The organism is Chitinophaga sp. RAB17 (assembly GCF_052114225.1).
In the GTDB taxonomy this organism is placed as follows: Bacteria; Bacteroidota; Bacteroidia; order Chitinophagales; family Chitinophagaceae; genus Chitinophaga.
In genome coordinates, this window is the sequence record NZ_JBFREI010000013.1 from 146,001 (window position 1) to 167,959 (window position 21,959).

12 protein-coding genes are annotated in these 21,959 nt (G+C 45.8%); 4 read left to right on the forward strand and 8 right to left on the reverse strand.

Annotated features, from left to right (window positions below):
* The first annotated feature begins 88 nt into the window (after positions 1 to 88).
* The 4 genes from AB4Z08_RS30540 (at position 89) to AB4Z08_RS30555 (ending at position 6,908) form a co-directional block, all read left to right on the forward strand.
* Positions 89 to 1,219, forward strand: a complete 1,131-nt coding sequence (locus AB4Z08_RS30540) for a helix-turn-helix domain-containing protein (RefSeq protein ID WP_441577585.1) — start codon at positions 89 to 91, stop codon at positions 1,217 to 1,219.
* Positions 1,220 to 1,407: 188 nt separating this feature from the next.
* Entirely contained in the window at positions 1,408 to 4,716 is a 3,309-nt protein-coding gene (locus AB4Z08_RS30545; protein WP_441577586.1) for a SusC/RagA family TonB-linked outer membrane protein, read from the forward strand.
* A 17-nt stretch (positions 4,717 to 4,733) separates the two neighbouring features.
* Positions 4,734 to 6,320 (forward strand): SusD/RagB family nutrient-binding outer membrane lipoprotein, encoded by a 1,587-nt coding sequence (locus tag AB4Z08_RS30550; protein ID WP_441577587.1) that lies wholly within the window; start codon positions 4,734 to 4,736, stop codon positions 6,318 to 6,320.
* 60 nt (positions 6,321 to 6,380) lie between these two features.
* Positions 6,381 to 6,908: a DUF6886 family protein gene (locus AB4Z08_RS30555; protein ID WP_441577588.1), complete on the forward strand. Its 528-nt coding sequence runs from the start codon at positions 6,381 to 6,383 to the stop codon at positions 6,906 to 6,908.
* 71 nt (positions 6,909 to 6,979) lie between these two features.
* Here the strand turns inward: AB4Z08_RS30555 and AB4Z08_RS30560 are convergent, their stop codons facing one another.
* From AB4Z08_RS30560 to AB4Z08_RS30595, 8 genes are all read right to left on the reverse strand, one after another.
* Entirely contained in the window at positions 6,980 to 9,778 is a 2,799-nt protein-coding gene (locus tag AB4Z08_RS30560) for a M16 family metallopeptidase (RefSeq protein ID WP_441577589.1), read from the reverse strand.
* A gap of 58 nt (positions 9,779 to 9,836) precedes the next feature.
* Entirely contained in the window at positions 9,837 to 11,150 is a 1,314-nt protein-coding gene (locus AB4Z08_RS30565; protein ID WP_441577590.1) for a MutS-related protein, read from the reverse strand.
* Positions 11,147 to 12,496 carry a MutS-related protein gene (locus tag AB4Z08_RS30570; protein WP_441577591.1) on the reverse strand — a complete coding sequence of 450 codons (1,350 nt, stop codon included), beginning with the start codon at positions 12,494 to 12,496 and terminating at the stop codon, positions 11,147 to 11,149. Before AB4Z08_RS30570 ends, AB4Z08_RS30565 begins: the two co-directional genes overlap by 4 nt.
* Positions 12,497 to 12,508: 12 nt before the next feature.
* Positions 12,509 to 14,809 (reverse strand): Gldg family protein, encoded by a 2,301-nt coding sequence (locus AB4Z08_RS30575; protein WP_441577592.1) that lies wholly within the window; start codon positions 14,807 to 14,809, stop codon positions 12,509 to 12,511.
* Between the two features lie 22 nt (positions 14,810 to 14,831).
* A complete protein-coding gene (locus AB4Z08_RS30580) occupies positions 14,832 to 15,761 on the reverse strand; it encodes an ATP-binding cassette domain-containing protein (protein ID WP_441577593.1) in 930 nt (309 codons plus the stop codon).
* 142 nt (positions 15,762 to 15,903) lie between these two features.
* Positions 15,904 to 16,827 (reverse strand): hypothetical protein, encoded by a 924-nt coding sequence (locus AB4Z08_RS30585; RefSeq protein ID WP_441577594.1) that lies wholly within the window; start codon positions 16,825 to 16,827, stop codon positions 15,904 to 15,906.
* 27 nt (positions 16,828 to 16,854) lie between these two features.
* Positions 16,855 to 18,276: a RagB/SusD family nutrient uptake outer membrane protein gene (locus AB4Z08_RS30590; RefSeq protein WP_441577595.1), complete on the reverse strand. Its 1,422-nt coding sequence runs from the start codon at positions 18,274 to 18,276 to the stop codon at positions 16,855 to 16,857.
* 11 nt (positions 18,277 to 18,287) lie between these two features.
* Entirely contained in the window at positions 18,288 to 21,875 is a 3,588-nt protein-coding gene (locus AB4Z08_RS30595) for a SusC/RagA family TonB-linked outer membrane protein (protein WP_441577596.1), read from the reverse strand.
* Positions 21,876 to 21,959 lie beyond the last annotated feature (84 nt).

A 21,959-nucleotide genomic window follows, 5' to 3' on the forward strand; every position in this document is an offset into this window, starting at 1 on the left:
AAGCTAATTGACCACTATAAATAAATCGAATCCTTAAACTGCCGGTAACATTGTAATCCTACATTAGCGGAATAACTCTACCTGATATATGGTCAGCATTATACTTTTATCCTGCGTCAACTTTCAAACTGGCGTTGCACTTTATCTATTTAATATCCTGAGACCAAAAGATAAATTTGAGAAGGCACTCAACGCTTTTCTCATCATCCTGTTCATACACCTGGTCATCAAACTGTCACTGCTGGTCCTCTTAAAAAATAACTTCCTATATAACAACAACTCCAGCGGCTTCGGCGTAGCCTATGGTCCCCTACTCTATCTCACTACACTTTTTTTCCTCTCACCCAATACCGTAAAGCGCCGCACCATTGTGCTGCACATGGCTCCCCTTCCCTTGTTTACCCTCGTATTTTTTGTTAACAGCGCAGGATACCTGAGAGGAGTTATCTCACCGGGGTTTATTAATACCTACTCCCTTATCTATCAGTTATTCAGCTCAGTTTCACTGATCATCTATCCACTGGTATCCTGGCACCTGTTAAACAAAAGGGAAAGGAACGATGATCCACAAACTCTCCACAAACTAAAACTGCTCGATTCCATCATCCACATTCTCCTCACCGGTATCCTGCTGGGACTTTTTTTTATTATTTCCTATTACGCGCAAACGGGTAAGTGGGATCTTAATCCGTGGATATTGACTTATATCTGTTTCCTCGTATTATTGGTGCTGATTCTCCGGTATAAAATGGAAACAGTGCCCTCTTTTCAAAAGGCCCAGGAAACGGTGACTCCCCAGGCTGTTGTTGATGGACCGCCTGATCGCCACTACAAAAAATCGGCGCTGGATGAAACGAAACTGGATGCCTATGAAGCAAGTATCCGCGCCTTCATGGAAAAAAGTAAAATATACCTGGAACCGGAAATCTCTTTGGAAGATCTTTCCGAAAGCGCTAAAATCCCCAAACATCATATCACACAATTACTCAATGAGCGCTTCCATAAAAACTTCTACACCTTTATTAATGAATACAGGATACAGGAAGCTGTGACCAAACTAAAAGATCCCGGGCTGGACATAAATATTTTATCCCTCGCCTACGATTGTGGGTTCAATTCAAAATCTTCTTTCAATAGCTATTTCAAAAAAATAACGGGTCTGACCCCTTCCGGCTATCGCAAAAAAGTACAGGAAAACATTCCGGTAACAATTCAGTAAGAATTAGGTAACATCGCCTTTCTCCTCTAATCAATTGATTTTAAACACCCTGAGAATAAGTAATCGTGCTAACCACATGGCGCGTACCTATTTCTGACCTTCCCGCGTGGCGCTGTCGTAATAGTTTGCCAGCCTGCCCATTTTTGCGGGCAATACCTATTCAAACTATTACTTAAACCAAAATGAAAATGAGATTATCTACTTTACGCAGGACATTTATCCCGCTATGGCTGGCCCTCGTCCTGATCGCAGGCAATGCCATTGCGCAGGAAAGAATAGTAAAAGGGAAAGTATCAGGAGCTGACGGCATCGGTATTCCGGGTGTAAGCATCCGTGAAAAAGGAAAAACCGGCGGCGCCTTTACCAATGATGGTGGAGAATTTTCCATCAAAACCAGCGGTACTTATGCTATCCTTACTTTCTCTTATGTAGGTTATTTATCCCAGGAAGTAAATACAGGAAGTGAAACCACTTTTAATATCACATTAAAGGAAGATAACAAACATCTTGATGAGGTAGTAGTCACCGCCATGGGTATCCGGAAAGAAACAAAAAGACTGGGCTACTCCGTACAGGAAGTAAAAGGAGCCGACCTGGTGAAAGCCCGTGACCCTAATCCCATCAACTCACTGGCAGGTAAGGTAGCCGGTCTCACCGTAGGCGCCAATCCGGAAATGTTGGGACGGCCGGAAATGGTGCTCCGTGGCAGCAAAGACCTGCTGTTTGTAGTTGATGGCGTGCCTATTAACTCCGATACCTGGAATATCAACCCCGATGATGTAGAGTCCTACACTGTACTGAAAGGTGCCAATGCCGCAGCACTGTATGGCTTCAGGGGTATCAACGGCGCGATTGTCATCACCACCAAAAAAGGAACGAAAAACAGTAAAGGATGGCAGGTAGATGTGAATAGCAGCGCCATGCGGGAAAAAGGATTTCTCGCCCTCCCAAAAACCCAGACAGAATACGGCCGCGGAACCACTTTTAAATACAGTTACGGCGACCAGCTATATGATAACGGTCAACGCCTGCCGGAATGGGGACCACGCTTCGAGGGGCAGCCGGTAAAACAATATGACAGTCCATATGATCCGTTAACGCACGTGAGAACCGCAACTCCCTGGACAGCTCGTGGGAAAGACAACTTCAGCAACTTTATGGAAGCCGGACTCGTGAACACCAATAACGTATCACTCTCCACTACCACCGATCGCTCGGATATCAGGATCTCCCTCTCTAATATGAACCAGAAGGGCATGAACCCCAATACCAAACTGCATACCTACGCACTGGCCATCAATGCAGGATATAAAATTACCGACAAACTGAAAGTTGAAGCCAGCGCCAATATCAACAAACAATCTTCACCTAATATCCCTGACGTAAACTACGGTCCCAATTCCTATATCTATATGTTCCAGGTGTACGGCTCTGCGGATTATGATATTAATGACCTGAAAGATATCTATAAAGGTCCCCAGGGAGTTCCCGACCTGATCCCGTATGCACAGGAATACGGACGGGAAAACAGCGCCTGGTTTATCGCTAAAAAATGGCTGCGTTCCCACGACAAAACAGATATCAACGCCTATGCAAAAGCCACGTATCAATTCAGTGATGCGCTGAACCTCAGTCTCCGCTCACAGATTACTACCTGGAACCAGTTAAGAACAGAACAGGTACCTGCCGGTACTAACCTTAACACCTATACGCCCTGGTATTACTTCGGATGGTATGGTGACTATCGTGAAGACCGTCGTAACCTGTTCGAAAACAACACCGACCTGCTCCTCAACTATGATAAAAAGGTAGGTAAGTTCAATATCTCCGCACTCGCCGGTACCAGTATGCGTTCCTTCAGCTACAACTCTACCTGGGCTACTACCAAAGCATTGGCGGTTCCCAATATCTATATACTTACGAACTCCAAAGAACAGTATTCCACCTATTCCTGGAACTCTAAAATGCAGGTATACAGCGGATTTTACTCTTTTGACATTACCTACGGCAATTTCCTGACTTTATCTCATACAGGACGGGTAGATCATGTATCTACACTGGCGAGTGGTTATAACACATTCTATTATCCATCCGTTTCCCTAAGTTCTGTGATCAGTGATTATGTAGATCTGCCTAAAGCAATCTCCCTGTTGAAAGTGCGCGCTTCTTATGCAAATGTAAAAGGAGCACTCACCTCTCCCACAGTAGCATCTGCTTTCACACAATCCACCGGCAAAAGTACTAACAGTGGTTTATTGGGATACGGTACCGATCTGTACACATCGTACGACGGCCCAACCTATGCCAACCAGATGACTTATACGCTGGCCAACTATTACAATAACCAGCCTTCTGTTGACTTTTCCAGCACTATCAGCAACCCTACACTGAAGCCTTTCAGCGTCACCTCCTATGAAGCTGGTATGGACCTGAGATTACTCAACAACCGCCTGGGTGTTGACTTTACATATTTTTCCAGTTTGAACGGACCCCAGATCTTTGCGCTACAGGTGGCACCTTCTACCAGTTACAGTGCACATAACGTAAATGCTATCACTTCAAAAAAGAATGGTTTTGAAATTGCATTAAACGCCAGCCCCCTGAGAAATCCCAAAGGACTCAACTGGGATCTGTCGCTGAACTATGCTACTTATAAAGAAACGCTTAATAAGATCTACGGCAATGAGCAGGCAATCACTTTAAACAACCATAACTACAAAGTAGGAGAACGCCTCGATGCGATTTACGGTCCGGGCTTCGTACGCGATGGATCCGGCAACATTGTATACAGTGGTGGGTTACCACTGAGAGCCCCTTCCGATATCAATAACAACGTTTTCCTCGGACATGCCAACCCCGATTTCACCTTCGGTTTCAGCAACCGCTTCTCTTACCACAACTTCACTTTCAGCTTCCAGATAGATGGACGCATTGGCGGTAAAATATATGACGAAGTATACAAAGACGGTATGAACGGTGGAACGGCCTGGGAAAGTGCTAACGGAGACTTTGGCGTTGCCCGTTTGGCTGACTGGCAGTCTACCAACAATGGTACTGTTGCTCCCGGCAGACATTATGTTGCTCCCGGTGTGAAAATCATTTCCGGCACACCGGCATACGCGGGAGGCCAGATAACAAACCTGAAAGATATCCAATTCGGAAAGAATGACGAAGCTACCACCGTACAAAGCTTCATTTCATCGGGTATCGGTAACGTGAATGAATACTGGATGACCGACCGCTCCTTTGCCAAACTGCGTGAAGTAACTATTGGATATAGTCTCCCTGCAAAATTACTGGCTAACGGAAAGTTTATCAAAGCGGCTACTTTTTCACTGGTAGGCAGAAATCTGTTGTACTGGGCCAAACGTAAAGACATAGACCTTGACCAGTTTGCCTCCGGCTACAACGATACAGACCGTTCACTGGGCAATGGCGGCATCCTGCAAAGTATGACTGCCAGAAGAATGGGCTTCAACATCAATCTTAGTTTCTAATTATTCAAATCATTTGTATGAAGATTTCTTTCCAATACATCATCATCTTACTGATAACCTTGTCTGTTATCAGTGGCTGCCAGAAAGGCGATCTGTTGTCTAACCCGAATGCGGGGTCAGACAACTCCACCGTACCGGTATCGTTACTGCTTAATCACCTCACCACCAACCTGATGCGGGAAGAGGAACCCGTGATATCTCCAGTGTACCGGTTTAATCAGAATATCGTCTCCAATTATTCTTATTATTTCGGTAGCAACACCTATAACTGGTCCAATACCAATCATACCTACGATATGATTCGCTATTGCAGCAAGATGGAATCACAGGCCATCAAACAATATGGTAATTCCACCAATGTGTACTTTGCCTTGAGTAAATTTTTTAAAGCTTATGCATTCCTCTGGTTGTCGCAACGGGTGGGTGATATTCCCATGTCTGATGCCGGTGATATCAATAAGCTCACACCTGTTTATGACAAGCAGCATGATGTTTACAAAAACTGTCTCCTGTTGCTGGATTCCGCCAATACCATGTTTGGCAACCTCACCACTCCATTAAATGCCGGCACCAAAGTAGATGCTACCGGTGATATATTCGGGCTCACCTACCTGCAGTGGCGCAAGGTGATCAATACTTACAGACTGCGCATACTGATCAGCATGAGCAAAAGAGCAGATGATAACGCTGACCTGAACATAAAGCAACAGTTTGCGGCCATCATCAATGACCCCGTAAAATACCCGGTGATGACTTCTAAAGATGATAATATGGTATACCGTTATACCGCTATCACGCTCTATCCTCCTAACCGCTCCGGTAATGCGCCTTATAACAACTGTGAAAATATCAGTCAGACTTTTCTCAACGTAACAGCTGCCTACCAGGATCCCCGCGTATTCGCACTAACCATTCCCGCACCGGCGCAACTGGCTGCTGGCAAGCAGGTAAGCGATTTCACCGCATACGTTGGAGAAGACAATGGCAGATCACAGGGCCTCATGTCTAACTTCTCCGCCGATGGCAAGTACTCCTCTCTTAGCTACAACCGGTACATGTCGTCTTCGTCAGGCGCCAATGCAGAACCTTATATCCTGATCGGCTACACGGAAATGTGTTTCAATATCGCAGAAGCAGCCTTCAGAGGCTGGACTACCGGTGTAAATGCATCTGATTGGTACCTGAAAGGTATTAACGCCTCCATGGACTGGTATGGCTTAAAGCAAGGACAAACTATTACCATTGGTAACGTAGACGGGTCCAAGCCCAACATCGGCAGCGCGACAATAGATATCAACGCCTTCCTCGCCGGCCCCAATGTAGCCTATGATCCGTCCAAAGGATTAACCCAGATCCTCACTCAGAAATTTGTAGGATTTTTCATGAACTCCGGATTTGAATCTTACTACAACTGGCGCAGAACAGGTATTCCTGCCTTCAGCCAGGGTGGCGTGGGCATTGGCACTGCTAATAACCTGATTCCACTCCGCTGGGAATATCCACAGGATGAGATGACATATAACAAAGAAAATTACAATTCAGCTATCACCAGCCAATATGCTGGTACTGATGATGTAAACGGAAAAATGTGGCTGATTAAATAACTTTAAAATTTATGAGAGAAGGCAAACCGGGCGGTTGCCTTCTCTCATAAAATAACCAATATGGAAAAACTTTACCACATCAGCGAAGACCCAAGAATTAAAATATTTGAACCACGCCCTGCCTCCTTCTACCCGAAGCATGTATTACGTCATGCCGTATTCGCCATATCCGGACAGCTACTGCATAACTACCTGCTTCCCAGAAATTGTCCGCGGGTTACTTTCTACGCAGGACCCGACACCACTGAAAAAGATAGAATACGGTTCATGGGTAACAGCACCGCCACCTATGTGGTGGCCGTTGAATCGGCCTGGTTACGGCATATACAACAGGCCATTATCTACTGCTATGAATTTCCTCCCGATACCTTTTCCCTGTTCGACCAATGCGCCGGTTACTATGTTTCCCTGGTGCCGGTAACACCTGTTTCAGTAAGACCGATATATAATGTGATGGCAGAAATGCTGCAACAAAATGTGGAGCTACGGTTCATGCCATCACTTACAGGATTGGCAGATGCCGTGAAATATTCTACGCTCAATTTTTCACTGATCCGGATGCAGTATGCAAAAACAGGTGGCACATAAGAGGAGCTGTAATAATATAAAAACCGCCTCCCTTTTGAGGAGACGGTCTTTGTATAATCCATCAAAAACAACTACTTTTTTTTCTCCGGTAAGGATACAAACCGAATTACATTTTTACCACTCAGGTAGTTCTTTGAAGCTGCCTTGATGGTAGCTCCATTGATTTGCCCCAGCAATTTCTCCATATCAGGTACTGGTTTCAGCGGCTCCTTACTTTCCAGTTTACTGGTGAGATATTGCAACCAGAATTCATTACTTTTTATCTCCAGTTCAAACTGTTTCATATAGCCGATTTTAAACTTTTGCAGTTCATCCGCCGTAGCGCCGGCCTGCTGTAAATTCGCTATATCCTGCTGCACCAGGCCTACGAGGTGCTCCACATGTTCAGGCGCACAGCCGAATGATACATTGATGGCAAAACGTTGATCAGGTTCTTTTGCCATGCTGCCCTGTACGGAGGGCGTATATACTTCTCCTGCATTTTCCCGCAGACTGGTCAGCAACCGGTATTGCAGTATCTCTGACAACGCCTGCAGCTGCAGCTTATTCATGGTATTGTAAACACATTCTCCATTATACACCAATAATACCGTTGCTTTATCTTCTTTGCCTTTGGCAACGGTTTTAACCAGGTTCCCTTTAGGCATTTCTGCACGCAGCTTAACGCCCTGTTCATTCCGTTTCAGAGATGGCAACGCTCCCAGGTACTGTTCCAGCAAAGGTTTTATACTATCTGTATTGAAGTTACCCACAAATACAAAGTTAGCATGGGAAGCATCTGCAAACCGGTCCCTGTAAATATCGTAGGCCTTATCCAGACTGATACTATCCAGTCTTTCCTGTGTAGCAGGACTGGTACGGTAATGATACCCACTCAGCACATTGCTTACGGTATCTTTAAATACATTTCCCGGATCATCATAACGATTTTTGATCTGCTCCCTGGAACGCGCTATGGCATTGTCAAAGAGCACCGTATCTTTACGTGGTGCGGTATAACGCAGGTATACCAGCTGCAGCGCTGTTTCCAGATCCTTTATATTACTACCACCGTTTATGCCCTGCCCGCGTCCACCGATATAAGCACCTACGGACACTGCTTTTCCATTCAACATCTTTGCCAGCTGAACCGGTGAGAAATCTGCCAGACCGGAACCGCCGATGATGCCAACAGCGCTGGAAGCACTTGGAAAATCTGCATTGGAATATTTATTGATGCCTCCCGGCGCAAAAGAAATGAACTGGATCTGATCATTTTTATAAGTGGTAGGCTTCAGCCATACCTGCACACCATTACTCAGCGTCAGTTGTTCTACGCCCACTTCAGCAATGGTTTTGCGCGCCACTACTTTTCCCGGCGCAGGCATATTTTTCAGCAGCACAGCATCTGTAACTGTTTCCTTATACTGCTCCAGAGCAGTACCAGCTATTGCCTCGAACCATCCCTGTACCGTAGCGGAATCAGGAAGACTACTTTTATCTTTTTCCGCAGCCATAAGGAATATATCCCGGTTATTCTCTTTTAAATATTCGTCGGCCACGGATTTCAGGTCATCCAGGCTGATACCTGGCAATACCTTTTTTACAAAATTATATTCCCAGTCAAATCCCGGCGCAGGCGTGCCCTGAAGGAATAATTGCTGATATTCTGCCACATAACTGCTGGAAGGTGTTTTACTCTTTTCGTGCAAAGCAGCTTCCATACCAGTCAGGTAACTCAGCTTGGCGCGGTCCAGTTCAGCTTGCGTAAAACCGTTACGTTTTACCTGTTCCACTATTGACCAGGTAGCAGTAAAGGCTTCTTTCAGTTTTCCTGGCTTTGCAGAAACAGAGAAGGAAAACTGATCCAATCCTCCGATTAAATTTCCGATGCCTGCATTCGCGCCCAGGAAGGGAGGATTAGACTGCTGACTTAACTCATTCATGCGGAAAGAGAGCAATTGATTAAACAGGCCCCTCTTCATGGAATTGAGATAGTCCTCAGTAGTAATCAGTTTGGAAGCGGTATGCTTGATCAGCAGTTCCAGTTGGGTACCACTTACTTCCAGATCTGTTAATGACAGGAATTGATTTTTTCCGGTCAGTGCAATTTTATAGTCAGGTCTGGGTTTTTCGTTGGAGGGATTTTTCAGATCTGCAAATTGTTTGCGGATCTGTTGTTCCACCTGGTTTACATCCACATCTCCCACCACAATGAGGGCTTGCAGATCAGGACGATACCAGTCGCGGTGAAAACGGCGGATGGCATCAGCAGGGAAATGCGTTAATATACTGTCCGTGCCGATAGGCTGCCGCATGGTATAGCGCGAATAATTCAGGGTCAGCGGAAATGTTTGCTGTTGCAAACGCTCCCCTACCCCTTTTCGCAGTCTTTTTTCTTCCAGTACCACGCCTCTTTCCTTATCAATAGCATCTGTTTCCAACAGTGCTTCATGCGCCCAGTCGCGCATAATATCCAGGCCACGACTCACCATGGCAGGATCATCTGTAGGAATCGGCAACTGGTAAACAGTTTCATCAAATGACGTATAGGCGTTGAGGTCAGCTCCAAACCGTACACCTGCTTTCTGCAGATAATTGATCAGCTCATTTTTAGGAAAATGCGTAGTACCATTAAAGTTCATGTGCTCCATGAAATGGGCCAGCCCCTGCTGGTCATCATCTTCCAGAATAGAACCTACTTTGTTCACCAGGTAAAATAATGCCCTCTTCGCCGGCTCATTATTTTTGCGGATATAGTAGGTAAATCCATTTGATAGCTGCCCCGTGCGAACAGCCGTATCCAGCGGGATCGATTGGCCCGGAGCCTGCGAACTTCCGGCTATGGAAAGGCATAGCAGTCCTGCTGTAGCCAAATAACGATAGTACATAGTTGTTTCTCTTTTGCTATTTTTTTGTTGTAACAAGATCACACTTTTTTAAAAAAAGCTACAGCATGTCCAGTATGCCTTCATTTTCAATAATAATCATGCCCTGCCGGTCTGATGTAATACCTTTCTGCAACCGGTAGGTATACCTGGGCACCGTTCCTTCCATAATAGTAGGCAGGAATTCAAACTGAATATGATCTCCTTCAGATTTCAGCGCATCTCCCACTTCAAAAATATGGGTGGAGATAATAAAGAAGCAATCCGTGAATGCTGTAAAAGCCGCTGTTACCGCCAGGGTGGCATCATACGCATCTTTTACATTAGTACCTTTAAACAGTTCATCAAAGATGACAAAAAGATGCTTGCCTGCATCTACTTCTTCTGCCACCTTTTTCACCCGGAGTACTTCTGCATAAAAATGACTGTATCCCCTGTTCAGGTCATCCGGTACATTCACAGACGAATAGATGCCATCCAGCACAGAGAACTGCAAATCCACCGCCGCCACAGGAAATCCCATATGAGCAAGGTACATCATGATCCCGGTTGATTTCATCAGGGTAGACTTACCAGCCATATTGGCACCAGTCAGGAATAACACATTGCTGTTGCCCCTGAAGGAAAGTGTGTTGGAAACAGCTTTCTCCAAACCAGGATGTCTTACCCCTGTTGCTACCAGCATATTCTTTTCTTTCGGAAAAGCGGTGCCGTAGGCAAATCCTTTTTTCTTACCGATGCGGGATACGGTGATAAACACTTCTATCTCATAGGTCAGGTTCAGCAATGTTTTCAACGACTGTTGGAATACACTCGCCACCAGGTAATGTAGCCGCGCGTTTTGCAGCAAAGATCTTTTTGTGGTGGTCAGCTCTCTGAGCCGCTTATCCCGGAGGATATGGCGGGCGGTGGCCACCCATTTTTCCCAGGGCGTATTTTTATCGCGACCCTCCTGTTCCAGCTGATCCAATAATACAGCAAAGCCTTTCAATAAGGCGATGCAGGTATCAATTCCGGCCAGTTGCAGTTGATACGTTTCCTCCTTCACCAGCACTGCCATTAATTTTTTCCGGCTCATCCCCCAGATCGCCATGGGCAGATTACCAGCACTTCCTTCGTCCAGGAAGGCTTCCATGTTCCCCAGCAACGCTTCATCAAAAGGGAAAGTAGTGGGATGGTCTCCAAAATAACGAAAAGCAGCACTCCTGTTATTGATCTGCTCTGCATCTGTTAGTGGATGCAGGAATAGCTCATTCAGCAGTTTTTCGGCGCCCCTGGTTTTTACCTGGTTAAAAATATGGAAGATGGAATGTGTGTTATACTTTCCCAGCAACGATAAATCATCCAGTGTTTGTTTGTCGGCAATAAAGCTCATGTGGTCTTCTTTATTGATTTTTTCCTGGCTAATATATCCAGGATACCTTCATTTTTAATAATCACCATGCCATGCCTGTCGGAAGTAACGCCGGATGCCAGTTTATGTGTATAAACGGGCTTATTGCCTTCCATTAACGTTGGCAGATATACGAAGTTGATATTGTCACATTTTTCCCTGAGTACTTCACCTGCTTCAATGATGTGTGTAGATACTACGAACATACAGTTTTGCCTGCGGGCAATCGCAGCAGTGATAGCAATGGTCGCTTCGTATGCATCTTTAACATTGGTACCGCGGAACAGTTCATCAAAGATGACGAACAGGTATTTATCCCGGCTTAATTCCCGGGCGATGGTTTTGATGCGCAATACTTCTGCATAAAAGTGGCTGGCTCCCTGACTCAGACTGTCCGGCAGGTTGATGGTAGTGAAAATACCATCCCGCACGGAGAACTCCATTTTCGAAGCCGGCACCGGAAATCCCATCTGTGCCAGGAACATCGCAATGCCCAACGCTTTCATGAAAGTAGATTTCCCTGCCATATTTGCCCCTGTCAGGAAAATGATATTACTCGATGGGGTAATGGTCAAAGAATTGGCTACCGGTTTCGTTAAAGACGGATGATAAAAATTCTCCAGCACCACCGTTTGTGCCTGTGGGGGCAAGGCTAACGGGAAACAAAACTGGTGTTCGTTAGCAGTGCGGGCAACAGATAGATATACATCGGCAAGGTAAATATGCCGTAGTAGCTGCTGGATCTTTTCCCGTTGCCGGAAGCGGAGTACTTTATCGTACTCCGCTACTTTGGCAAAAGGAAATTTATGTTTCGTTTGCTCCTGCATCATCGGCCGCAGCTCTTCCAGGCGCAATAGCTGGTCAATAGCGGCCAGTTCCTGGCTGTAGGGAATGTTGTCCACCTGCAGCCGGATACTGTCTGAAAACAGCCTCGTAGCCTGTAAAATATTGATCAGGCTTAATACGCCTTTTTCAATGGCTTTATATTCCGTGTCGGCTGCAATGAACTGGTTGAATTTTCTACTCAATGTATCTTCCTCTTCATTCAGCCGGCTGCGCTCATCTGTATTTTCCAGGTGCTGTTCCCCGGCATCAAACCATTCACTTTCATAAGGGAAAGGAATCGCCTTTTCAGCGAAAGAACGGATAGTGGTGCTGCGTGCATTGATCACCGCTGCATCAGAAAGCGGCTCGTGGAACATTTCCTCCAGCAACTCAGATCCACCACGGGTAAAGGTTCGGTTAAATATCGCGTAAATACAATCCCCTCCTCCTTTCCCGAAAATATTCAGATCATTCAGCGTTTGTTTATCAGTCATTAGGCTCATACCTGCTCAGTTTTACTTTCTTCTTCTCCTGATGAGTAAAATGGTGCTTCCTATCAGCAATAATCCCGGGATAACACCCATTAATCCGTATTTCACCACTTTCAGGCTTTCTTTGGTGAGCGTTGTTTCATTGTCAGAACCACGGGGACGGCTTACATCCACAGGCACTGTGCCGTAAGATAACCAATGGAACATACCAGGAATCATGGAAAAGTTAGCAGCACCGTAATATCTGATTGGTGGTTTCATTCCACCATTGCTGATACAGTCGGCGTCTCCTATAATCATGATACGTTGCTCTTTATTGCCTATCTTTCTTGTCATGGCCATGGCGGTCACAAAGCTGTCCACCTTTTCTCCGGCTGCAATGTCTACAGTGGCAGAATCATTCACAAAGTCGATGGTTTGGGTTTCGTTCCAGGTTTTAGCTGTATCGGTTTGCAAAACAGGGATCGCTTTGAAACCTTTGTCTTCAGCCATCACCAGCCCTGCCGATTTTACCATACCCACATATTTGTGTTGCTGACTCATCACTTCAAAGATCTCTGCAATCCCTTTAGCTGCCGGTGTAGGCCTGCATATCACTGCGTTGGCGGCTACATCCTGCTTGGGTTGTACCAGCTGACCAGGAACCGTTTTTACACCAAATTGTGCAATAAATGATTCCATTGCTGCTGATCCTGGTTTAAGCGTAACCGCCAGATTTCCACCATTGGCGATGTAGACATCCAGTTTCTTTTTAGCAACAGCATCCATTGCCTGCTGCATATCGGAGATCACAATGATATCTACTTCTTTCGGAATCTGTTTATCGCCGGAAAGATCCAGTGTTTCCACATCACATCCCTGGTTAGTCAGTGCATAGCGGAATGTTTTAACAGAAGAAAACAGGGTATAGTCCTTAATCCTTTCCCCTTCTATTTTCCGCTCGCCCTCTCCCTGCAGGAAAGCAATCCTGGGCAGCTTCATTACCATGCGTTTGAATACGGCAGAAACTTCCGCTTCACTGGGAAACTTCTCCATATCTTCATAGATCCTCAGGAATGTCTTCTGTCCGTTTTCCCGCTCTACCACGCGAACAAAAGTGTTTCCTTCATCGGTGAGATCAATTTTCTTCTTTATTTCTGCCGGCGTCAAAAAGAGGTCAAGGTCCAGTTCTTTGATTTCTGCTTCTTTCCGGGCCTGTTCTGCCAGGGTTTTATTTTTATAAATGATGTCCAGACGAGGGTTATTGCTGGGCTTATCGTAATAGTAAACGTATTTCATTTTCGTTTCCGGCTTGAAACGGATGTATTGTTTTAACCGTTGTTTGTCTTCATTCACCATCGAAGGAATACCATTATAATATTCCCTGTCCAACAGGTTAACGTAGGTGGTGATGGTCATGCCACCATCCAGTTTGGCCATGATGGCCTGACTGTTTGGGGTCAGCGTATTACGTTTTGTTTCAGTGGCATCATAATAGGCCATGAGCATAGGCCTGGAGGTAGCGTATCCCAGCATCATGGCGGCTACTACTACCAGTACATATTTCCCCCACACCTTAGAGAAGGAAGCATGCGTGCGGTTGGCCTGTAGTTTCTGGATACTCAGGGTCAGGAACAGGCATACCACGATAACAAAGTAGAGTACGTCTTCGGTGCATATCAACCCGCTGATCATTTCATTACAACGTCCGGAGATCGATAACCAGTAAGTGATGTCGCGAACAAAGCCGATATCCTGCCATACTTTATCCATATAACTGAGAGTGGCCAGTAATACGAGCGTACCCAATGCCGCCACTACCTGGTAAGAAGTAAGGCTGGACATAAACAGCCCTATAGCCGAATAGGCACACATCAGCAGGTAGATCGCCAGCAATCCGGATGCAACAGAGGAAAGCTCAAAATGATCTATTGTAAATATCCCGATCACCACATACACCAGTAAAACACCGATGAGCAGGAAGCTGTAAGTCATCATAGCGAGGAACTTACCGCGGATGATCTGGGAAGAAGTTACGGGAGATGAATATAACAATTTGATAGATCCGCTGCTCAGCTCTCTGCTCATCAGCCCCATGGTAAGCAATGGCATATAAAGATACAGGTAGCCCTGTACCGTGGATAACAAACCACGCTGGCCGGAAAAGATGTTGGCGGTAATAAATGCATTTCCCCAACCGGTGCGCTGCGCCTGGAGTACTTCGTGAAGATGTTCCACAAAAGCCATCCCAGTCTGAAAGGTAAATACGATTAGGATCATCCAGGCGATCGGCGAATAAAACAAGGTGAATAACTCCGCCTTGGCGATCTTATAAATTCGTCTCATTGAATATTTTTTTATCAGCTTTTTATTTGATGTTTTTTTTCGACAACCGGGCAAATACTGCATCCAGTGAACTCTTTTCAATGATCAGTTCCATCAGTCCCCAACCTTTGGTTACACTGATTTCCGCTATGCGCTGTGCTGTTTTCTTTTCTCCATCGTATCCCAGTCTGAAACGGGAAGGCGCCAGCTGTTCAATAGACCTGATGCCTTCCAGCTTCAGGAGCTCATCATGGGCGGGAGGCGTGTCCAGCACAACTACCAGCGTATTGGGTTCAATGTAATTGTCAAACATTTCCAGGGTACCGGAAAACACCATCTGTCCCTCTTCTATCATCTTAATCTCCCGACAGGTAGCCTGTACTTCGGTGAGGATGTGGGTAGACAGCAATACAGAACGGTCCAGCGCAATATGTTTGATCAGGTTACGTACTTCCACGATCTGGTTAGGATCCAGTCCATTGGTGGGTTCATCCAGTACTACAAACTTCGGGTTGTGTACAATGGCCTGAGCAATGCCTACGCGCTGCTGATAACCACCAGACAGGTTGCGGAGCAAACGATCCCTGAAATGCGCTACTCCACATCTTTCCAGCGCTTCCTGTACCGCTTTTTTTACCTGTTTCTTTTCTACCATCCGCAGGTCCGCGCAATAGGTGAGATATTCCTCTACGGTAAAATCCTGGTACAGCGGCAGTTTCTGCGGCATAAATCCGATATTGCGCTTAGCTTCTACCGGATTATCTTTCAGGTTAACTCCGTTAATAAAAACTTCTCCTTTCGATTGCTTCAGCACCCCACAAATAATGTTCATGGTGGTGGATTTACCAGCCCCGTTGGAACCCAGCAGGCCAACAACACCCTGACTATGGATCTCAAGATTTATATCTCTGACCGCCCACTGGGAAGCATAACGGTGAGACAGATTTTCAACTTTTACGATGGCGTTTTCCATTCATTACGGATTGTTTATTAAATAAAATAGCTGGTGTAAGCTTTTGCTTACACGATGATTGCGTTTGAATACGATGTATGAAGAGGACTACTGAAATTCCTTTCGTCCGGGGGCCAGCCCCGGGCGAAAGGAAGGGTTAGGATCAGTAGGTAGCATTGGCGATGGCGCGCACGTCTATATTATATTTTGTTTTGTAAAAATTTACCAGGATATCGAACTTCTGCTTAATCAACGGATATGCCAGATAAGGCTGCATTTGCGCATCTGTTCTTGTAAGCACATTCACGATAAAGGAGCTGATGTCATTTGATTTGGCACTGGGCCAGTTATAGGTACCGAAATACCATTCAGAAGCAGAAGTGGCCGTATAAGAAGACGGTAAAAAACCTCTTGTTCTGAAAGCCGCCTGGTTCACCGGGTTGGTAGCATTAACAGGTACTGCCGGTGCAGCTGCCGCATAATCACTGACTGTATAAAATTCCGCAGGCACCTGTATGATGCTGTTCGCGATGTAATAATTCCAGATCGGTACAATCAGTAAGTTCCTTTTATCTACCTTTTGTGCAGACGTCATGGTACGGAGACTACTATTCATCCCCGCGAAAGTGATGGATTTTCCCACTACTTTATAATCAAAGTAGAGGTATTCCCGGCCGGGAGGAAATCCCACCCTGTATTGCTTGATGGTATCTGCCATCAGCACACGATAGGGAATACCCTGGCTTTTCTTAAAGCCTTCCGGCAGAAACTTCAACCAGATATCATTCAGGAAAGTCAGCATATCACCTGCATAAGCAGGATTACCTAATACCGCCGTATCGATCTTGGAAGAACCGCCACCAGTGGATTGTACCCACTCATAATCCTTCTGCGTAAAATTATAGAGGAAGTATGAGCCGTAGGTATCATACAGTTGCTGGATTTTATCATTTGCTTCCTTAGGCGCATTTCCCTGCGGCAAAACATAATCGGGGCCCACCGGAACCGGAGGTCCGATCGCAACGTCCTTTTTGCAGGAGAATAACAATATGCTGGAAATGCAGCCAATAATAAATAGATGCTTCATTGTATTGTTGTATTGCTTGTTAAACAATTATTGCCCGTCCCTGTCGGCCATGGTGCCAGAAGGATTCTGTTTCAACGCCGGATTTCTCATCAGCAAACTGGAAGGAAAGGGCAGCGTATACATCGGATCTTTTTCTTTCAATGTGTAATGCAGTATCGCTTCTCCCAACGCCGCCTGATAACGGTGAGTGATGGAAGGCATACCATAACGGCGCAGGTCAAACCAGCGGAACCCCTCCATACAGAATTCCTTACGGCGTTCGTCCCGCACTGCTTTCAGCAATACGGCCTTATCACTGATATTTTCATCCGTGTAACCTATGATACGCTTGCGGCGCAGGTCATTCAGGTCTTTCAGCCCGTCAGACAGCTTTCCGAGTTGCACACTTGCTTCCGCCCTGTTTAATACCGCTTCTCCGGTACGAAGACATTGCTCCAGTTCCTGGTCTACGTTCGTGTACTTGGTTACGATCTGTGTACCTCCGTTTGATTCCGTAAAACCATATTTGAGGCGAACGTCATTGGCTCCATATATGGACCGGAGCTCAGGAGAAGGGCTGTAAGCGGTCTGATCACCCGCCTGTGCTCTGCCGCCGAACATCCATTCTATTTCCGGATTGGTATACGTGATCCAGTAACCGGTGCTGATGCCTGTCAGGTTCGTCACCACTCCTCCCTGCTCAAACACCTTATTGGCTTCTGCTACACAGTCTTCCCACTTTTCCATATAGAGATATACCCTGGATAAAAGGATATGGATAGCCGGTTGATTGATATGAAAATCTCTGCGGGCAATAGGCAGCGGATCCATCAGCGTGGCCGCTTCTTTCAAATCAGCTACCACCTGTGCATATATTTCCGCCACGGTGGCCTGTGGCATGTATTCAGCCGTGACACCTGAATTCAGTTTTAATGGTACTGATAGCGATGTGGGATTACTGTTGTATGGTTCTCCATAAAGATTTACCAACCGGAAATAATACATAGCCCGTACTGCCAGTGCTTCAGCTTTTACCCGGTCCTTATCAGCCTGACTACCAATGGCGGTATTGATATTATCCAGCACTGCATTGCATCCCTTTATCAGCTCATAATAGCGGTAATAGGCAGTAGTGGAGGGATCTGTATTGATCACATTTCCTAAACCATTCATGTCTCCGAGTTTGGGCTGCCAGGTATAAAAGAGATAATTCTCTTTAGCTGCATTGGAGCCCACCACTGTTGTTCCATCTCCCCACTCAATAAACAGGTCTACATCATCATCCATAAAGTAAACGAAGTTGGATGGATCTTCATCCCTCATGTAACCCGATCCTATCAATAGCTCCMGGAAGTCAGTGGCTGTTTTTGGAATCACATCACTCTGGGATTTTTCCTCCAGGAATTTTTTGCAACCGCTGAGTGTCAGCAGGCTGGTGATAAAAAAAACGGTTAATAATTTATATTTCATGCGTTTCAATATTAGAAGGTCATATTAAAAGATAATGACGTTACCCTGCGGGCTGGCCACCCTGCTGTTTCCGGATCATAACCTCTCCATGCATCATCAAATGTTACCAGGAACGGATTGGTCAGGCTAAACGATGTACTTAAACGTTTGATGTGTACCTTTTTCAGCAGGTCCTGCGAAAATTCGTATCCTATTGACAATTGACGACAACGGATAAAATCAGCATTTGCCACCATATAATCGGATTGATTATATAGTTGATAAGGTGTTTGCGTGTAGTTAGTCATTATTGGCAGCGGAACCTCTATTCTGCGGGGATTTCCGGGAGGAATAGCCGGAACGTTGGTATGCAGCTCATCTCCTGGTTTCTTCCAGCGGTCAAGCAGTATCCTTGGTACATTTTGCTCTGGGGTAGGTGCTCCATTGGCATTATAGAACGGAGGCAGGCGTTTTTGATTGCCGAATGCCATCGCAAATTGTGTACTCAATGAAATATTTTTATACCTCAGCATTGTACTAAATCCACCAGAAAAATCAGGATCCAGCTTACCCGATTTTACCAGGTAGTCCAGATCATTCGAAGTGGGTTTAATATCCAGTTTGTTGAAAGTAGGGATACCCGTCTTTCCATTTAAACCAGCATAGGAATAAGAGTAGAAGGTAGAATAGGCCTCTCCGTTCACAATAGCGTTTCCACTCAGATAATCTTCCCTGGTATTGATCCGTTGATTTTGCGCCAGTTTATTCCGTGCAAGACCAGTATTCACAGAAAACTGCCACAGGAAGTCTTTGGTACGTATGGGTATCACGCTGATGATCAGGTCATAGCCGGTGTTGTCCATCCGGGAACCAAATACTGTAGCGGAATTCATCCCGTTTTCCACAGGTACATCCCTCGATGCCAGGATATTACTGGTTTTCTTGTACCAGTTGGCAGTGGCATTCAGGCGCCCTCTCAACAGTGATATGTCCACGCCAAGATTCCATGTTTTTGTTTTTTCCCAACCCAGATCCGGATAAGGCAGCGATTTGATGTTGAGTGTATATTGCTTGAATACGGTACTGAGTCCTCCATCTGTAGCAATGAGGTAAGGAGATACGGCTTCCACCGCATTTCCCTGGTAACCGTAAGTAGCAGACAGATCTAGTCCGTTCAGCCACCGCAGGGAGCGCAGGAACTTTTCATTGGCAACACGCCATTTTCCACCTACCGACCATGTTGGCTGGAACCTTTTGTTTTTGTCCTGCCCGAAACGGTTGGAGGCATCCAGTCTTGCATTGAAGTTGAATATATAGCGTTGATCAAAGCCGTATACCGCAGACACATATTCGCTGAGATAATTACTTTCCTGGTTTATAATCTTTGAATTCAAACGCATCGCTTCATAGAGACTGGAACCACTGGCACCAAGAAACACAGGGGCCAATGGCAGCGGAGCATAGCTTTCGCCGCGGTAGCGCAGGTAACCATAGCGTGTATCCATATTACTCTGGAGCAATCCGGAACGGGCTTCTATTCCCCCTTGCAGGGTCATGGTGTGCAGCTGACCAAATAACCGGTCATATACCAGGCTGTTTCTCCAGGTATATCCTTTGTTGGTAGCATTCKGTATTTGTACCAATCCTCCAAAAGGCAGGCGGCTGGCCAATTCCTGTGGTGAGTTGGACATTACGCTGCCAAATTCATATCCTCTTGTTTGCGTGATATAGAAAGATAATTCTGTAGCGTAGGATTTTATGTTGGTAGTAGCAACATTGTATGCCAGCAAACCCTGATACTGCAGCCCTTTCGCTAATTGCAGATTCACGTCAACAGTGGATGACAGGGTAGTGTTGGTATTTTTATTACCTGTATTATTAATTTCATTCTGAATGTTATACAAATAACCGGGAGCACCGGGAATAACGGTACTGGGCTCCCCTCTTTTTTCATGATAAAAGAGCGTGCCATCATCGTTATACATAGGAATCGTTCTGGCAGTATTATACGCATAGGTGAACGGATCTACCCCATAGGCATAACCGTTTGTTTCGCGCATACTTCCATTCAGCATCAGGTTTACCGTCAATGCTTTTCCAAAGCGGAGCGTGGTATTGGAGGCAGCAGAAAAGGTCTTCAGATCATTTCCTTTACCTTCTCCATTCTGCTGCTGCATACTGAAAGAGGTCCTGTTCGTGATTTTTTCGCTACCGCCGGAGATGCTCACGCTGTGATTCTGACTGAACGAATTGCGGAAAAGCAGGGCAAACCAGTCTGTATTCTGATTTTCCATCTTCCTGTATTTTTCCAGGTAGGTAGCGTAGTCAATCTCTTTTTTCTGCAATTGCTGTATCAATCCACCGTAGCCGATGGGCAATATATCAGCAGTATAGCTATCGCGTCCTTCATATACTTCTTTGGAGAACTGCATCAGTTGCTGTGAGTTCATCAGGTCATACTGGCTGTAGGAGGGTCTTTGACCAATAGAAAGATTATTGCTGTAGGACACGGCTAACTGTCCGGGGCGGCCTTTCTTCGTGGTGAGTACAATCACTCCGTTTGCTGCCTGCGAACCATAAATAGCAGTAGCAGAAGCATCTTTTAATACGGTGATAGATTCAATATCGTTGGGGTTCAGCCAGGAAATCGCGTTAGAAGCGATCAGGCGTAATTCTCCCATATCAGTGGCCAGCGATCCGCTACCTTCCGGAAGCGGCAAAGGATCACGCTGAATGACTCCATCTACTACCCATACCGGCTCCTGGTTGCCAAGAATGGTGGACGTACCGCGGATGCGGATTTTTGGCGTGGAACCTACCTGACCTGATTGCGTCAGTACAGACATTCCCGGCACAACACCCTGCAACATCTGGTCAATACTGGTTTCACCCGCTATTTTAATATCATCGGCCCTGACGGAGTAAACGGCACCTACATAATTTCCTTTATTCACATTCCGGTAGCCGGTCACCACCACATCGCTCATTTCAAAGTCCTTCCGGTTCAGCGTGATGTTCATGGTGATGTTGTTGCCATCAGTCACCAGCAGGGATTTGGACTGATCCTTATTCAATGTATAAGCAGTATAGCTTTGGGCCGTTTGACGGATACCGATTTCCAGGGTTTCATAACCCAGCATGGAAATCTGGATCACGGTATTTTCCGGCAGCTGGCGAAAATAAAATGTTCCATCGGTGGAGGTTACCGTGCCGGTAAATGTATTTTTAATGCGTACGGAAACACCTGGCAGCAGTTCCCCGGTAGCCGACCGGATCACACCCGAAATAGAGGTGGGGGGCGCCGGGATGTCCAGGAAGTTAATGGCGGGCTTACGCGACAACACAATGGTTTTATCCTTGATCAGGTAAGTGACCGGCAGATCTTTCAATATAATATCCAGCACTTCTTTCAGCGGCATATCCCTGGCAGACAGGGAGACACTGCGGGTGTCGCTGATAGTGTTGATATTGCTGAAAACAACATACCCGGTTTGCAGTTTAATTTCGGTAAATACTTTTTTAATAGGTATAGATTTACCCGATAGCGTAACGGTTTGTGCATGACCTGAGGCGCTTGCCTGCAGGATGGCGGCTGTTAATAAAATGACAGTAAGTCTCATAGCCAGGAAGATTTTGGTTAGGCCCTTGAATTTTCCCCTACGGTCGGGGGGCCAATAGCATTTTTTTTGCATAGATTGCATGAG

What these genes read in the sequence shown, in the direction of transcription:
- AB4Z08_RS30540 (WP_441577585.1), top strand. Translation starts at nt 89, where the DNA reads ATGGTCAGCATTATACTTTTATCCTGCGTCAACTTTCAAACTGGCGTT.
- AB4Z08_RS30545 (WP_441577586.1), top strand. Translation starts at nt 1,408, where the DNA reads ATGAGATTATCTACTTTACGCAGGACATTTATCCCGCTATGGCTGGCC.
- AB4Z08_RS30550 (WP_441577587.1), top strand. Translation starts at nt 4,734, where the DNA reads ATGAAGATTTCTTTCCAATACATCATCATCTTACTGATAACCTTGTCT.
- AB4Z08_RS30555 (WP_441577588.1), top strand. Translation starts at nt 6,381, where the DNA reads ATGGAAAAACTTTACCACATCAGCGAAGACCCAAGAATTAAAATATTT.
- AB4Z08_RS30560 (WP_441577589.1), bottom strand. Translation starts at nt 9,778, where the DNA reads ATGTACTATCGTTATTTGGCTACAGCAGGACTGCTATGCCTTTCCATA.
- AB4Z08_RS30565 (WP_441577590.1), bottom strand. Translation starts at nt 11,150, where the DNA reads ATGAGCTTTATTGCCGACAAACAAACACTGGATGATTTATCGTTGCTG.
- AB4Z08_RS30570 (WP_441577591.1), bottom strand. Translation starts at nt 12,496, where the DNA reads ATGAGCCTAATGACTGATAAACAAACGCTGAATGATCTGAATATTTTC.
- AB4Z08_RS30575 (WP_441577592.1), bottom strand. Translation starts at nt 14,809, where the DNA reads ATGAGACGAATTTATAAGATCGCCAAGGCGGAGTTATTCACCTTGTTT.
- AB4Z08_RS30580 (WP_441577593.1), bottom strand. Translation starts at nt 15,761, where the DNA reads ATGGAAAACGCCATCGTAAAAGTTGAAAATCTGTCTCACCGTTATGCT.
- AB4Z08_RS30585 (WP_441577594.1), bottom strand. Translation starts at nt 16,827, where the DNA reads ATGAAGCATCTATTTATTATTGGCTGCATTTCCAGCATATTGTTATTC.